Origin of the sequence: [Clostridium] scindens (genome assembly GCF_019597925.1) — a bacterium.
In the GTDB taxonomy this organism is placed as follows: domain Bacteria; phylum Bacillota; class Clostridia; order Lachnospirales; family Lachnospiraceae; genus Clostridium_AP.
Map to the genome: position 1 here is coordinate 1,474,767 of NZ_CP080442.1, position 14,764 is coordinate 1,489,530.

General features: G+C 46.3%; 11 protein-coding genes and 1 pseudogene. 9 read left to right on the top strand and 3 right to left on the bottom strand.

What is annotated here, in order from left to right; all coding sequences use genetic code 11:
• The first annotated feature begins 2 nt into the window (after window positions 1-2).
• The 9 genes from K0036_RS07010 (at window position 3) to sdaAA (ending at window position 11,154) form a co-directional block, all read left to right on the top strand.
• A complete protein-coding gene (locus K0036_RS07010) occupies window positions 3-1,823 on the top strand; it encodes a DUF6320 domain-containing protein (protein ID WP_220431043.1) in 1,821 nt (606 codons plus the stop codon).
• A gap of 43 nt (window positions 1,824-1,866) precedes the next feature.
• The gene (locus K0036_RS07015; RefSeq protein ID WP_025644054.1) at window positions 1,867-3,051 is read left to right on the top strand and encodes a phosphopentomutase; all 1,185 of its coding nucleotides are present in this window, start codon (window positions 1,867-1,869) and stop codon (window positions 3,049-3,051) included.
• A 77-nt stretch (window positions 3,052-3,128) separates the two neighbouring features.
• Window positions 3,129-3,638, top strand: a complete 510-nt coding sequence (locus tag K0036_RS07020; protein ID WP_220431044.1) for a CarD family transcriptional regulator — start codon at window positions 3,129-3,131, stop codon at window positions 3,636-3,638.
• A gap of 721 nt (window positions 3,639-4,359) precedes the next feature.
• Window positions 4,360-5,892 (top strand): PucR family transcriptional regulator, encoded by a 1,533-nt coding sequence (locus K0036_RS07025; protein ID WP_220431045.1) that lies wholly within the window; start codon window positions 4,360-4,362, stop codon window positions 5,890-5,892.
• A 145-nt stretch (window positions 5,893-6,037) separates the two neighbouring features.
• Window positions 6,038-7,174 (top strand): DUF917 domain-containing protein, encoded by a 1,137-nt coding sequence (locus K0036_RS07030; RefSeq protein ID WP_220431046.1) that lies wholly within the window; start codon window positions 6,038-6,040, stop codon window positions 7,172-7,174.
• A gap of 15 nt (window positions 7,175-7,189) precedes the next feature.
• On the top strand, window positions 7,190-8,491 hold the full coding sequence (locus tag K0036_RS07035; RefSeq protein ID WP_220431047.1) for a purine-cytosine permease family protein: 1,302 nt from the start codon (window positions 7,190-7,192) through the stop codon (window positions 8,489-8,491).
• Window positions 8,481-9,833, top strand: a complete 1,353-nt coding sequence (locus tag K0036_RS07040) for a Sapep family Mn(2+)-dependent dipeptidase (protein ID WP_220431048.1) — start codon at window positions 8,481-8,483, stop codon at window positions 9,831-9,833. The genes K0036_RS07035 and K0036_RS07040 overlap by 11 nt, the downstream gene beginning before the upstream one ends.
• Window positions 9,824-10,249 (top strand): L-serine ammonia-lyase, iron-sulfur-dependent subunit beta, encoded by a 426-nt coding sequence (sdaAB, locus tag K0036_RS07045; RefSeq protein ID WP_025644045.1) that lies wholly within the window; start codon window positions 9,824-9,826, stop codon window positions 10,247-10,249. Before K0036_RS07040 ends, sdaAB begins: the two co-directional genes overlap by 10 nt.
• 20 nt (window positions 10,250-10,269) lie before the next feature.
• Window positions 10,270-11,154 carry an L-serine ammonia-lyase, iron-sulfur-dependent, subunit alpha gene (gene sdaAA / locus K0036_RS07050; RefSeq protein ID WP_220431049.1) on the top strand — a complete coding sequence of 295 codons (885 nt, stop codon included), beginning with the start codon at window positions 10,270-10,272 and terminating at the stop codon, window positions 11,152-11,154.
• Window positions 11,155-11,196: 42 nt separating this feature from the next.
• Here sdaAA and K0036_RS07055 read toward each other — a convergent pair.
• The 3 genes and pseudogenes from K0036_RS07055 to K0036_RS07065 form a co-directional block, all read right to left on the bottom strand.
• Window positions 11,197-11,631, bottom strand: a pseudogene (locus K0036_RS07055) (ABC transporter substrate-binding protein); the annotation flags it as partial.
• Window positions 11,632-11,652: 21 nt separating this feature from the next.
• A complete protein-coding gene (locus K0036_RS07060; RefSeq protein WP_243749024.1) occupies window positions 11,653-13,011 on the bottom strand; it encodes a recombinase family protein in 1,359 nt (452 codons plus the stop codon).
• Window positions 13,012-13,184: 173 nt separating this feature from the next.
• On the bottom strand, window positions 13,185-14,744 hold the full coding sequence (locus tag K0036_RS07065) for a GIY-YIG nuclease family protein (protein ID WP_009249694.1): 1,560 nt from the start codon (window positions 14,742-14,744) through the stop codon (window positions 13,185-13,187).
• Between the last annotated feature and the right edge of the window lie 20 nt (window positions 14,745-14,764).

Sequence of the window (14,764 nt, forward strand, 5' to 3'; positions counted from 1 at the left end):
CAGTGTTTCAGCAAAAAAGGGCATATTGGAGGAATCTGGATAATGCAGCGAAGTTATTTTCCGCCACAAGCAGTCCGAAAGATACCCGGGTATTCCGGTTCTACTGCATATTGAAAGAAGAGATCGATCCAGAACTTTTGCAGGAGGCATTAAACCGGACGGTCAAACGATATCCGGTATTCCTGTCTGTCATGCGAAAGGGGCTGTTCTGGCATTACCTGGAAAAGAGCGAGCTAAGGCCGGTTGTTAGAGAAGAGTACAAGGAGCCCTGCAGCTGCCTGTATGTAAGAGACAAGAAGGCGCTTCTGTTTGAAGTGACATATTATCACAACCGGATCAATTTTGAAGTGTTCCACGCCTTGACGGACGGAACCGGGGCTACCCAGTTTTTGCGGGAACTGGTGAAGAATTACCTGCATCTCGCGCACCAGGAGGATGGCCTTGCAGATGTGATACTGACGGATGAAAAGGTTACGATACGCGATCAGGAAGACGACAGTTTCAGCAAATATTACAATCCGGATATGAAAAGGAGCAAAAAGAAAAAGCCGCATGCCTACCAGATAAAAAAGATGCGCAAAGAATATGACGAGTTACGCGTAATCGAAGGCACGGCATCGGTAAAAGATGTGCTTGCGGTATCCCGGGAAAAGGGCGTGTCTATGACGGTGCTGCTTACGGCAGTCTATCTGTGCGCGATCCATGAGGAGATGTCCAAGCTTCAGGAAAAGCGGCCGGTAATATTGATGGTGCCGGTGAATCTGAGGAAGGTATTTCCATCGGATTCCATGCTGAACTTTTTCGGATATATTGAGCCATTCCACAAATTTGGAGAAGGCCGTGACGAATTTTCGCAGATATTGGAAGAAGTAAAAGAATATTTTGATGAAAATCTAAAAAAGGAACAGATTGCCCGTGGAATGAATGAATTAATCGCCTTCGAGAAGAATAGGATTCTAAGATGGGCGCCTCTGGAACTTAAGAATCCCTGCATAAAAGTAGGAGCAAAGATGGCAGAAAAGGAAGTGACGGCAATCTTTTCCAATATGAGCGCGGTCAGGATGCCAAAGGAATATACGCCGTATATCGAGCGCTTCGGCGTCTATACAAGCACGCCGAAGGTTGAACTGTGCGTCTGCTCATTTCAGGATGTGCTTTCCTTTGGCTTCACATCCCGGTATGACAGTTCCAATATCCAGCGTAATTTTTACCGTATCTTGGAGGAACTAGGAATTCCCAGCAAGATTGAAAAGCCGGATTTCCCGGAAGAGGTAAAGCCGAATTATGAAGGAATGAAGTTCTTTAAGGTGTTCTCATTCTGCTGCATCGCGGCAGTCGTCATAGGGATCATGGGAAATGCCATATTTACGCCTGAAAGGTACTGGGCAGCATTTGTCGCGGCGGGGGCGCTTAGCATGTGGTTTGCCCTGGCCGTGGGATATCTGAAGCGGCATAACCTGCTTAAGAACGCCATGTGGCAGCTGCTTGTGGTGACGATTGGGTGTATCCTATGGGACTTGTGCACCGGATGGCATGGATGGTCGGTGAATTATGTGTTGCCGGGCGTATGCATAATCATCCAGATCTCCATGATGATCATATCAAAGATTCAATCCCATTCGCCGCGGGAGTATATGATCTATTATGTCATGGCAGCGGGATACGGGATTCTACTTCCGTTCATACTATTATTGACAAAGGTCATCACGTTTACTGCCCCGGCGGTGGTGTGCGTGGGATTCAGCTTCTTATTCCTGCTTGCGCTTATCCTGTTTAAGGGACGGGAGTTCAAGGAAGAGATGCATAAGAAGCTGCATGTATAAAAATGGCATGTATAAAAAAGCATGTAAAAAGGAGCATGATTCTATGGGAAAACGAGTATTCCTGATTGTACTGGACAGCGTTGGAGTAGGCGAAGCGCCGGATGCGGGCAAGTTTGACGATGTCGGATGCGATACATTTGGCACCTGTGTCCGAAGCGGCAAACTGAAGGTGCCGAACCTGGAAGCCTTAGGCATCTATAATATCCAGGGGACATCTTTTTACAATCCGGGGAAAGAGGTGGCCGGATGTTATGGCCGTATGCAGGAGAAGTCGGCAGGAAAGGATACGACGGTAGGGCACTGGGAGATCGCGGGCGTCGTGTCAGAAAAAGCAATGCCTACCTATCCCCATGGATTTCCGGAGGAAATTATTGAGGAATTTGAAATGAGCACCGGAAGAGGAACGCTGTGTAATCTTCCATACTCCGGGACAGATGTAATACGGGATTATGGAAGGGAGCATGTCCGTACCGGAAAACTGATCGTCTATACTTCCGCGGATAGCGTATTCCAGGTTGCGGCCCATGAAGATGTGATCCCTCTGGAAGAATTATATGAGGACTGCCGGAAGGCAAGAGCCATACTGAAAGGCGAGCACGGCGTAGGACGCGTGATCGCAAGGCCCTTTGTTGGAGAATATCCGGATTATGCAAGGACGGTGAACCGCCATGATTTTTCCCTGGAACCGCCAGGACAGACGATTCTGGATGCGCTTAGGGAGGCAGGATATGCGGTCATCGGCGTAGGCAAGATCTATGATATCTTTGCAGGAAAAGGGATAACCGAGACCTATCCCAATGAAGGGAATACCCGGAATATGGAACGAACCCTGGAATTGACAGACAGAGATTTCGAAGGGCTGTGCTTCGTGAATCTGGTCGACTTTGACATGATGTACGGGCACAGGAATGATATCGACGGGTATGTAGCGGCGCTCAATGAAGTGGATATCCAGATTGGGCGGCTGATGGAGAAGATGGGGCCTGAGGATCTGCTGATGATTACGGCTGACCATGGGTGCGACCCAGGCTTTAAAGGCACGGATCACAGCAGGGAATATACGCCCTGCCTGTGTTACGGCAGGAATCTAAAGAAAGGAATCGACCTTGGCACCAGAAGCAGTTTTGCTGATATCGCGCAGACGATCGCAGACATATTCGGGGTGGCATACGGAGGTGACGGAGAAAGTTTTTACAAAAATATTCTTACATCAAAAAAATTTGCATGATATAATATAGCGTATAGAGGAATTATGTCGGTATAAAAAGAACTTCATAGATGTAGGTCCGAACAGGAGGGAATTATGTGTTTAAGATTGGTGATTATGTAACTCATTATAAAGAAGGGGTCTGTGAAGTAATTGATATCGGAAAACTGGACATGAGATGTTCAGACAGGAAGAAGGAATATTATACGCTGAAGCCATTATATGATACCGGTGGAACATTGTATATGCCAGTTGCCAACGAAAGAAACCAGATACGGGGAGTCATCACTCACGACGAAGCCCAGGCTTTGATAGAGGATATCCCGAATATTGAAGCGCTGTGGGTGACAGACGAGAAGAAGCGGGAATCCTTATATAAGGAAGCGGTATTTAAGAATCAATGCAAGGAATGGATCGCGATTATCAAGACATCCTATCTGCGCAAGATGGATCGTTTGTCTTCCGGGAAAAAATCAATAAATGTAGACGATAAATACCTGAGCATCGCAGAGCAGTTCCTGTATGGGGAACTGGCTGTGGCTCTTGCAATACCTAAGGAAAAGATTCGCGAGTATATTACAGAGCGAATGGGAAAACTGGAGGCATAGGAGAAGAAGGCTTCCTGCAGCTTGCTGCGGGGGCCTTTTTTATAGTATTCGGGAGCTGAGGAGACTGAATATAGAAAGTGAAATGATAGAGTAACAGAAAATATAAAAATAATTGAAAAACATATTGACAAATCAGTGGAAATATACTAATATTATAAACAAATAATAGACGAGGCAAAAAAACAAATAGTTCTATAGTATATTCGTTTGGAGTCAGTTTATTATTTCAAAGATTTGAAGAGCATTGTATCATTTATAAAGGATTTTGGAAAGATATTTTATCAGAGGATAAATCATAGTTTCAAAATAAAATAATTATAAATGTGAAGATGCAGATTCAAATTATAGTTTATGAAAGGGAGGTACAGACCGCCAAAGAATTAAACTATGAATGCTGATTCAGGTTAATGGACTTGAGGAAGGCACAGATCGGAAAGCAGAGTACCGTGAGATGGAGATCAAAAGATTGAAACAGTAACGGGAAAGTTATATGCCGGAAGATGGAATGCCAGAAGAGGAGGTTAAGAGGAATCAGTAAAAAAATTACCAGACCCTGTATACAGGAGAAAGAGGTAAGAATGATTGAAGAATCAAAGTAAAGATGGGTATCAATGTAAGATTAGTTGATACCCATCTTTACTGTTGTATTTTAGAAGATGATCCGAATAATAGAGAAAGGAAATGTATGAGTATTCAAAGGTAATATCATATAAACACTACTATGCAGATTGATATACAGGCAGTCATGAAACTCCCTGCTCTTGCGGAAAGCAATTTCGCGGCAGGGAAAGAAGGAAGGCATACGAAGGTAAAAGGAGTCACCGTGCTCGAAATTACGGATCTGGATGACCAGGGCAGCGATCTGCTGAGCATTCACGAGGGAGATCTGGTACTGAGCGCTTGCAATGATATCAGGGATGATCTAGAGAAGCAGCTGCTTCTGGTTCAAGTGCTTAAGAAGTGCAAGGCCTCGGGGCTCGTATTGTTCTACGTGGGCGAGGTAATCCGCAATCTTGATGCAGAGGTGCTTAGACTCTGCGACCAGCTTAGTTTTCCCTTGATCTGTCCTCGGGGAAAGAGGGGAAAGCGGCTGGAATACTCTTCTGTGATATCGGAGGTAACAGCCTTGCTGCTGCAGAAAGGCAAGCAACAGGAGAAGCGGGAGAGGGAGAATATAAACGAACTGCTTAAAATGGTACAGGATGGAAAATCGCTGCAAGAAGGGCTGGCTTACATCAGCGGCCAGTACGGAATATCCGTTGTAATTCTGAATGAGAGAAGGTCGGCAGCGTTTGCTGCCGGGGAACGCCAGGAATACTTAAGAACGGCAGTCTTAGAAGAACTCAAGGATTTTGAATGTAAGAGAGTGCGGTTTATCAAAGAGCAGTTCTGGCTCTGCTTCTGCGAGAACGAGGGTGTAGAGATTGAGAAAAGCGTGAAGTATTCTGTATTTTCTATTCTGGAATTTTCTCTGGAACTTTGGCAGAACGAGCTGGTATCCCAGAGCAAGAAGGAACTGATCCGGGCAATTGTCCGGGGGAGAGAGGAATATGCCCAGACTCTCGCAAAAGAGCAGGGAATCGACCTTGGGAAAATCAGAGGATTCTTTCTGCTGTCGGAGGACATGCCAGAAGAGGCCTTCGAGAAATTTCAGGAATTTGCAGAGGAAACAGCCAAGTGGCACGGAGTCCGGCTGGTGAAAAGCGGATACCAGAAAGTTAAGGTATTTCTGATGTTTACGGCGTATGCGTTTCCCATTCTGGAATTCTTTCATACGCTGGAGGCGGAACTTCCTGGAGAGGCTATATTGCTGGCTTGCCATACGAATATGGAAAAAGAACTGTTCCTTCTGCTGCCCAGGGCCGTAGAATTCTACGCATTTCTGGGAAGGATATATGGAAAGAGGAAGGCATTGGGCAGATACGAATTGCAGATGTGCATGCAATACAGACTGCTTGCGGAAGGCAAGGAGAAGCAAGTGCTTTGCCTCTATGATTCCATGCTGTCCGTCTTAAAGGATTATGATGAGAAAAATAACAGCAGTATTGTGGATACACTGCTGGAAGTGATGCTGAACCATGCGATGAACCTTAAGAAAGCAGCGGAAAATATGTTTGTCCACTATAATACGGTCCAATACCGCATTAAGAAAATAGAAGATCTGCTCCAGATGAATATTAAGTCGCCGGAAGACTTGAGCGCGCTGTATATGACAGCGCTGCGGGAAGCCTGCCTGCGTATTGGTGAAAACTGACAAAAAAAGCAGCCCCTTTTTGGTAGAAGGGGTTGTTTTTTTTATAACAGCAGGCTGTGCTGTTTAGTTTTATTACAATTGTAAATCGACCGCTTCTGACATAGAATCAGCATATCCTAACACAATAAAGAAAGGCGGTAGAAAAATGGCTACTATGAAATTAACCAATCAGGAACAGGTGGAAGACTTTGTCAGGGGGTGCACCCTGTACGCAACAGGCGGCGGCGGACTCCCGGAAAACGGAATCGTTTCGCTTATGAGCGAGATTGAGAAGAATGGAAGCGTAGGCTGGACGGATGTTACGGAGATTCCGGATGACGTATTGGCTGTCTGTCCGTTCCTTATGGGATCCATCGCGCCTCATGACGAGTACACCATAAAAGAAATGGAAGGCTTTGGATATACAGAAGGGGTCAACAAAGAAAAGGAGAGGCTTGCCAAGGCGATTCAGGAACTGGAGGACTATACTGGAAAAAAACTTGGAGTCGTGGTACCTATCGAACTTGCGGGAGCCAATACATCGGGTCCTGTATCAGCGGGCAGTTCCCTGGGCATGCTTGCCGTAGATGGAGATTACTGCGGAAGGGCAATTCCTGAGATCCTTCAGATTACTCCATATCTGAACGGAAAGGAATGCCTGCCAGTGACTTCCGTGGATGAGTGGGGAAATACGTGTATCATTAAGGATGCCGTGAATCTGCGGGTAGTCGAAAAAATCGGCAAGCTGATCAGCGCTGGAGGCTATGGCCTGGCAGGACAGGCAGGATTCGTCATGACAGGCAAGGAGTTAAAAGAGACGGTGATTCCAGGCACGCTGACGAAAGCCTATGAAGTGGGAAGATTTATACGCGAGGCAAGGGAAGCCGGAGAAACGCAGATGGTAAAGAAACTGGCGGAGAAGATCGGGGCTTATATTCTTGCAGAAGGAACGGTCGTGTCGGTGGAAGATGAGGATAGAGAAGGATATTACTGGGGAACAATTACAGTACGCAGCATAGAAGACGAAGAGTTTAAAATCTGGTTTAAAAATGAAAACCATGTATGCTGGAAAAACGGACAGCCTTATGTCTCCAGCCCGGATTTGATCTGCATCGTTGACAAAGATACGGCAGAGCCTATTCCTAATCCTAAGATGAAAGGAGCGAAAGAAGTGACGATTCTGGCGCTTCCATGCAAGCCGCAGCTTAGAGAGGAAAAGATTAAGAATGTACTGTGTCCGAAGTATTTTGGATTTGAGGATATTGAGTATGTACCTGTAGAGACTGTGATGGAAGGAAAGTAAAGAAAGGGTAGAAGAATGAGAGAAAATGCAAAGCAGGAGATGCCTGTGGAAGATCAGTTTTATGATTATCCAGACAGGCCGGTTCCTGCAGATAAGCGTAGGACACAGTTAAACATTGCGGTAGTGACTACTGGCATGGCCGTTGCCATGTCAACCTTGTATACCGGTTCGGCGCTGGCTGAGGTAATGTCTTATAGGGACGGCGTCATTTCGATACTGGCAGGCTGCGTCATCTTGATGGTGATCGCCACGCTTACCGGAAATATCGGGGCGGATCATGGCGTTTCTACATCCATGCTGGCGAGACATCCCTTTGGAAGAAAAGGATCGAATATCGTAGGCCTCATTCTTGCGATATCCATGCTCGGCTGGTTTTCCTATCAGTGCGGCTATTTTGGGGAGACCATCTCCCTTCTGCTTCCCGGGCATCTGCTGACCAGTCCGGTGGCTGCTACAATTTGGGGAGGAATTTTCATGATGTCTACGGCTATCGTAGGGTATAAGGGGATGACTTATCTGAGCATGGCGGCAGCGCCGCTTTTGCTGGGCATGTGCCTGTACTGCGGAGTAATGGCAGTATCTCAGACGGGAATGCAGACAATCATGTCACAGAATCCGGAACATCCGGCGGGCATTGGAATAGGGATTACCATCGTGGTGGGCGGCTGGATTACAGGCGCTGTGCTGCAGCCGGATATCTCCAGATATGCCAGAAACAGAATGCATAATACCAGAGGCGTACTGATGGCAATCATCGTATTCGCGGCTGCCAACTGGGGCGGATTCGTCATAGCAAAAGCCACAAGAAGTTCTTCTATAATGGAAGGCCTGCAGCTTCTGGGAATGGGCACGATTGGTCTTCTGATCGTCGTGCTGGGGCAGTGGACGAGCAATGATAACAACCTGTACTCAGCAGCTTTGGCTATTATCAACGTGAAGCCTGGCATCAACAAGCATATTGTATCTGCGGTGTGCGGCGTCGTATTTACCTTGCTGGCAGTGACAGGAATACAGAATCATTTTGTGGGATTTCTATCTTTGCTCGGAACTTTCCTGCCGCCGATCGGAACCGTGCTCGTAGCGGACTATAACCTGGGCAGGAAAAAGAAAGAGTATCATTTTGAAGGGACGGAAATCTTTGCGGACTATAAGCCGCTGGCCTTTATCTCCATCATTTTAGGAGGGGGAATCGCATACGTGATTCCTTGGGGATCGACGGCGATCAACTCCATGATTGTCACATTCATCATTTATGTGGCAGGCGATAAGATCATGGCATTGGCAAGTTCTGATGAAGGAGCAGAAAATGAAGCGTGAGATAAAAAGACGAATTGACCAGTACCTGGAGCAGACGGAAAAGCAGATGCTTGACGGAATCAAAAGAAGCGTACAAATACAGAGTGTAAAAGGGGAGCCTTCCAAGGAGGCTCCTTTTGGAGAAGGACCCAGATTGGCGCTGCTTGACGCACTAAAGCAGGCAGACGAATTGGGATTTAAGACAGAGAATCTGGACAGCCGGATCGGGTTTGCGGAGTATGGGGCCGGAGAAGAGATGGTTGCGGTGCTGGGACATCTGGACGTAGTGCCGGCTATCGGCGAGTGGACGCATGATCCATTTTGCGCAGAGATATATGACGGCATGCTGTATGGCAGAGGCGTGCTGGATGATAAGGGACCGGTGATAGGCGCGTTGTACGCGCTTGCCGCAGTCAGGCACAGCGGAGTGGACTTAAAAAGAAGAATCCGCGTGATTATGGGGACGGACGAGGAAAGCGGCTCGTCCTGTGTCGCGTACTATAAAGAGAGAAAGCAGGAACTTCCGGTGGCAGGATTTACGCCGGATGCCTGCTTCCCGGTTATTTTCTGTGAGAAAGGCTGCCTGGTATTTGAAATCGGATGCGAACTGTCAAAAGAGACCCTGGGAAGGCTTCAGAAATTCCGGGGCGGTACCGCGCCTAATGTGGTTATGGAGGAGTTTGAAATCCATATGCTGACGGAAGGAGGCTCATGTTCCATGTATAAGAAGGGAAAGAGCGCCCATGCCGCCGCGCCTTCTCTTGGCATCAATGCCGGAGTGGCTGCCGCAAAAGAACTGGCACAAGTAAGACTGGCACCCGAGATAGACGATATGATGAGATTCATTGCGGATTACATTGGAGATGAGACGCAAGGAAAAGGCCTTGGGATCGATTATACAGACGAGGAGACCGGCTGCGTATCTGTTAATCTGGGAATTCTGGGAATCCGGGAAGGCCGGGCATATCTGACGCTGGATATCCGGTATCCCAACAATGCTGACCCGGAATGGATAAAAAAAGAAGTGGAAAGAAAAGTAAGTTCCCGGAATCTGGAAATACAGAGCATAAGACATTCGCCTCTTATGTACCTCTCCAAAGAATCTGCGCTTATTAAAACCCTGATGAATGTATACGAGCAGGAGATGGGAGCGGGAGCAAAGCCTGTTGCGATCGGAGGCGGAACCTATGCAAAGTCATTTTCCAATATGGCGGCATTCGGGCCGCTTTTCCCGGGACAGAAGGATTGCATCCACCAGCCGGATGAACAGGTGGAGGTGGAACTGCTTAAGAAGGCCGTGCGCATGATGGCGTATGCGATGGCAGAACTTGCGCAGGCAGAGGAGGTGAACGAATGGATGTAAGTATTTTCAGCGTGCTGGGACCCGTGATGATCGGACCGTCCAGCTCGCATACGGCAGGGGCTGCCAGGCTGTCAAAGGCGGCTGCCAGGATTGCGGGTGGCCGGATTAAAAAGGTCTCATTTGGGCTGCACGGCTCATTTGCCAAAACGTATAAAGGACATGCCACGGATAAAGCGCTGCTTGCCGGGGTGCTGGGCCTGGACGAACAGGATGAGAATATCATCCGCAGTTATGAACTGGCTGACAAGTCAGGGCTTAAGTATGAATTTTATACGACGGATCTGGGAGACGTCCATGAGAATTCGGTAAAAATGGACTTTTTGATGCAGGATGGGCGGACCGTCTCCGTGACTGGCTCATCCGTAGGCGGAGGAGAGATAGAAATTCTGGAAAAGAGATATGGCAGCTTGTTTTAAACGAAAAAGGAGAAGATAGAATGTACCATAATTTCAGCGAGTTACAAGATTACTGCAACCGCAGCCACGTACTTTTGTGGGAGGCAGTACTGAAAAATGAAATCAGGATTACCCATGAGCCAAAAGAACTGATCTATGACAGGGCCAGAAGACGTCTGGCAATTATGGAGTCCGCGGTAAAAAAGCATATTGCCAGGCCTTCAGAGCCGGACGGAAACTACATAGCAGGAATGTCCGCAAGGCAGCATGATCACAAGGACAATGGCATCTGCGGCGCATTCATCAATAGGGTCATGGCCTATGCGCTGTCCTGCAGCGAGGCAAACGCTTCCATGGGAAAGGTATGCGCCGCGCCCACCGCTGGCTCCTGCGGAATCCTTCCGGCCGTCCTGATTGGGATGAAAGAAGAACTGAGTCTTGAGGAAGAGACGGTTCTGAATGGCTTTATCACGGCGGGAGGCCTGGGCGCTATTATTACGCGCAATGCCACCGTTTCCGGTGCAGAAGGAGGATGCCAGGCAGAGTGCGGGGTAGCGGCAGCCATCGCCGCGGCGGCAGCCGTCCAGATGTGCGGCGGCATCGCAGAGCAGTCCATTGCGGCCAGCGGATTTGCACTGATGAATATTATGGGGCTCGTTTGTGATCCAGTAGCCGGGCTGGTACAGATTCCCTGCGCCCAGAGAAATGCTTCCCAGGCAGTAAACGCTTTAGTGTCCGCAGATCTTGCGCTGGCAGGCCAGCCGCTTCTTATCCCCATGGATGAGATCGTAGAGGCAATGTATCAGGTGGGAAGGCAGCTTCCTCCATCGCTTCGGGAAACTGCGATGGGCGGCCTTGCAGCCACAAAGACCGGCAAGAAGATGGGCAGATGCCTGACAGAAAAAAACCTTCAGGCCGAAGCATAGCATGCTCAGCCTGAAGGGGAAGCAGGTAGATGGGCTGCCGGATTATTTTGCAGCCTTATCAGCAAAATCTGTTGTCACTAGGTCTTCATACGGCGCACGTTTATCCAGTTCGCCGGCGTCTTCCAGGATATCCTGCAGAAGGTTGAAGCTGTCTTCTTCAAATACCAGATTGTCTTTCCAGGTATCCTGATCGTAGTAACGTTCCACAATCGTAGTAATCGTGTCCAGATCGGTCTCTTTAAACTGAGGGGCTATGATGCCGGCAATGTCTTCCGGCGTGTGGGACTGGACATAATCCATGCCTTTTTGAAGCGCATTGGTAAATCCCTGGATGACTTCCGGGTTCTTGTCAATATAACTCTGCTTTGCGGAGAAGGCAGTGTATGGCACATAGCCGCTGTCTGTTCCGAGAGAGGCAACAACATAGCCTTTGCCTTCTTTTTCGAGGTTGGTCGCGCCTGGCTCGAATTCAACTGAATTATATAGTTTACTACACCATCAGAGTAAAAATTTAAACCCGCAGATCTTGTGGGTATCCTTATCTATGTATATCTCCTCAATAATACTCTTCCAGAATGTCTTCTTATGGGAATAATCCAGTCTTTCATAGACGTCGCGCCAGTTTCCATTAAGTTTCGTTTCGATAGGGCGGTAGGATTCAACAGTAATAATCTTTGAGTCCTGACGCTCCTTCTCCAACGTCTTTTCCAGTTTCTCGTATTGCTCATCATAGTATTCCATGGTTATGCGGCCCTTCTGGAATAGGATATTCAGGCGGTCTAATTCGGCCTTGATCCTGTAGGTGCTGTCCTTCTTCTTGGCGGCCTTCTGCTGCAGGCTCTTGACTTCATATATGCAATGCTGTAGTTCCGGATATACATGAGCAAGCATATATTCTTCCACGACGGACTCTGAAATGCAAGGCCCGGTATGCTTCGTAAGTTTCTTCTCGCATCTGTAGCGCTTATGCTCTGTACGCGATCCGTCTTTACAGGTATGACGCTTCGTATATCCGGTCATAGTAGCCCCGCAATGAGGGCATTTCACGAGCTGGCTGAACAAATACGGCACCTTGGTGCCAGGATAGGTCTTGGACTGGCATATCCTGAGTATCTTCTCGTGCTGCTCGGGAGTGATGTACGGCTCGCAATATCCAGGCCTACCATACCTCATTCCGGCATACACTTCGCTTGTCAGCATGCGGTCCACCTGGTACTTGGAAGGTGACCGATCTCCATATTTTTCCAGCGAATAAAAAATCGTGGCGCGCTTAGAGTAGCAGGTAAAGTAATACCGGAAGATATCATCGGTTATGCTTTTGGTAGCCTCGTCTTTTGCCAGATGCTTATCTACATTCTTATACCCAAATGGAATTGGTCCATTAAGGTGCTCCTGGTTTCGCTTCTTGTGCTCGAAGACTACCTTGATTCTTTCGGATGTCCGATCGGACTCGTTCTGTGCCACGGCCAGCATGATGTTGATCTTCAACTGGCCATCAGCGGTTGAAGTATCATAGTCTTCTAAGATGGTTTTCCAGTTGCAGTTATGTTCTTCCAATATGGCCTGCGTATTGTGGTAGTCCTTCACATTGCGGAACCACCTGTCAAGTTTCGTTACAAGAACAATATCTATCTTATTGGCCTTGATATCATCTAGGAGCCGCATGAAGTCTTTCCGATTCTGGAGTTTCTTTCTGGCCGTCAGCCCCTCATCAATGTAGTAATCGACGATCTCATATCCATGGCTTTTCGCATACTCGGTCAAGAGTTCCTTTTGCGTATCAAGAGACAGTCCCTGCTGAACCTGGATGTCTGTAGATACGCGGTCATAGATTGCGCATCGAATTATTTTTCCCATCATATCACTTCCTTGATTATAAATTCTATTAAAAAAGGTTTAAAAAATACGCCCACTTGCGGGACGCATCCAGAAATGATATAATGCTCTTGCGAAGGAGATTCTATCATCCGGCACGTCCGGCAGGTAGTATCTGTGAAACCGTCTCAGAAATGGGGCGGTTTTATTTATTATTATTCTTCTTCCTCATCTTCCTCTGGCATATAACTAATTGAGTAGTTTTCGTCACTTGATAAGGATTGCCTGAATTCTTCTGCCAACATGGTTTTATTAAATTCAGCAGTTGGTTCTATATCAGTTACTAATTTTTCGAGTTCGTCAATTGTGGTGTAGAAAAACTCCTTTCTCATATTAACTTTATTTACGCGATTATTATTTAAAATTTGATGAAGTTTGCTTTCAAGCCCTACAGCATCATCAGAAAAGATAAAACTATGTACATCAAATTTGAATGGAACGGAAGCATCTCCTAATTCGTTAACTCGATCCTGGGGATTAAGGCGTCGAGTCATCCCTATCTTGAACACATTATCTCCAAATGAACCAAGGTTGCTGATTATATATACATTTCCGGCTTTTCCATTAGCAAGGTTGGATATTTCTTCTTTTTTTACTACAACATCCGCAAGTTGAGACTGTAATTCAAGGATGCGGTCATTAAGTTTTGCTAGTTCAATATCATTTGCTGATGACAGTTGCTCTTTAAGTTTTTCAATTTCGCTTTGATATTTCGATTCTTCTTGTTCTACTTTCTTACGCTCTGCCTCTAACGCCTTTCGCTCTTCTGCCTCTTGCCTCATTTGCTCGCGTAGAGCCAATTGTTCTTGTCTAGCCTGCTCTTTCTTTACATAATAATTATATTCGATTTTTACAGCATTGATAAACAGGTACTCTATTTCACCTATAAATTTCGTGAGTGTTCCAGCAATGCTTTGATTTCCATCGCCGGCTATTTTAAGATATTTCTTAGTTACGGATTTCACATCTTCTATAGAATTATCTAATTTCTCGTATTTTAAATTATAGAGAATATTTTGCAACTCTGCCCTTAATGCAATTACCATTAACTGGTAAATGGCTTGGTTGGCTTTCGTAGTATATCTGGATGAATATTTTTTTAGAATAGAGTCTATTTGCTTGTCGTTTTCCCTATATGCCTTTCTTAAGTCCTTAACGTCCATGCAATGCAATTTTAAGATTACGGAAGGGCTGATCTCTTCGAGATCAGTCAATTCGTTGTCCGGGAAACGTAATATGCTTTGTTGCGGCTCATAATTTAAATATTTATCAAAAGTATAGTTAATAGCCTTTACGAGTTCTTTCGAGCGGCTAAGTTTATTTGTCTGCGTCTTAACCTTTTTATTTAGTGACGCTTCTTCTAAACGAAGAGTATTCAAAGTATTTAAAACTTCTTTACATTTTTCATCCCGATCTGAAATCATTCTGTCCAAATCATTTATTTTTTTCTGCAGATCTGCCTCAGCAATTCTCTGCTTTTCAGAATACTCATATTTGAGTCGGATCTGTTTTTCATGGGCCTCCTTGTCTAATGCATCAGTCATTTCTTTGACTTTAAAATAATCAAATCCGCCCAATTCATCTAGCATTTTTTTCATACTATCCGTAGAATCCTGCAAGTTTTGATTATTTTGAATCAAATTCTGATTTTCCTGTTGTAATCGCGCGATTTCGGCTTTGAACTCGTTAATTCTAAAAATATCCCCTAATCCCATTTGTTTTTCCTTTCTTTAAA

Coding starts and splice junctions, on each gene's coding strand:
- K0036_RS07015 (WP_025644054.1), top strand. CDS start 1,867: ATGGGAAAACGAGTATTCCTGATTGTACTGGACAGCGTTGGAGTAGGC.
- K0036_RS07025 (WP_220431045.1), top strand. CDS start 4,360: ATGCAGATTGATATACAGGCAGTCATGAAACTCCCTGCTCTTGCGGAA.
- K0036_RS07030 (WP_220431046.1), top strand. CDS start 6,038: ATGGCTACTATGAAATTAACCAATCAGGAACAGGTGGAAGACTTTGTC.
- K0036_RS07035 (WP_220431047.1), top strand. CDS start 7,190: ATGAGAGAAAATGCAAAGCAGGAGATGCCTGTGGAAGATCAGTTTTAT.
- K0036_RS07040 (WP_220431048.1), top strand. CDS start 8,481: ATGAAGCGTGAGATAAAAAGACGAATTGACCAGTACCTGGAGCAGACG.
- sdaAB (WP_025644045.1), top strand. CDS start 9,824: ATGGATGTAAGTATTTTCAGCGTGCTGGGACCCGTGATGATCGGACCG.
- sdaAA (WP_220431049.1), top strand. CDS start 10,270: ATGTACCATAATTTCAGCGAGTTACAAGATTACTGCAACCGCAGCCAC.
- K0036_RS07060 (WP_243749024.1), bottom strand. CDS start 13,011: ATGGGAAAAATAATTCGATGCGCAATCTATGACCGCGTATCTACAGAC.
- K0036_RS07065 (WP_009249694.1), bottom strand. CDS start 14,744: ATGGGATTAGGGGATATTTTTAGAATTAACGAGTTCAAAGCCGAAATC.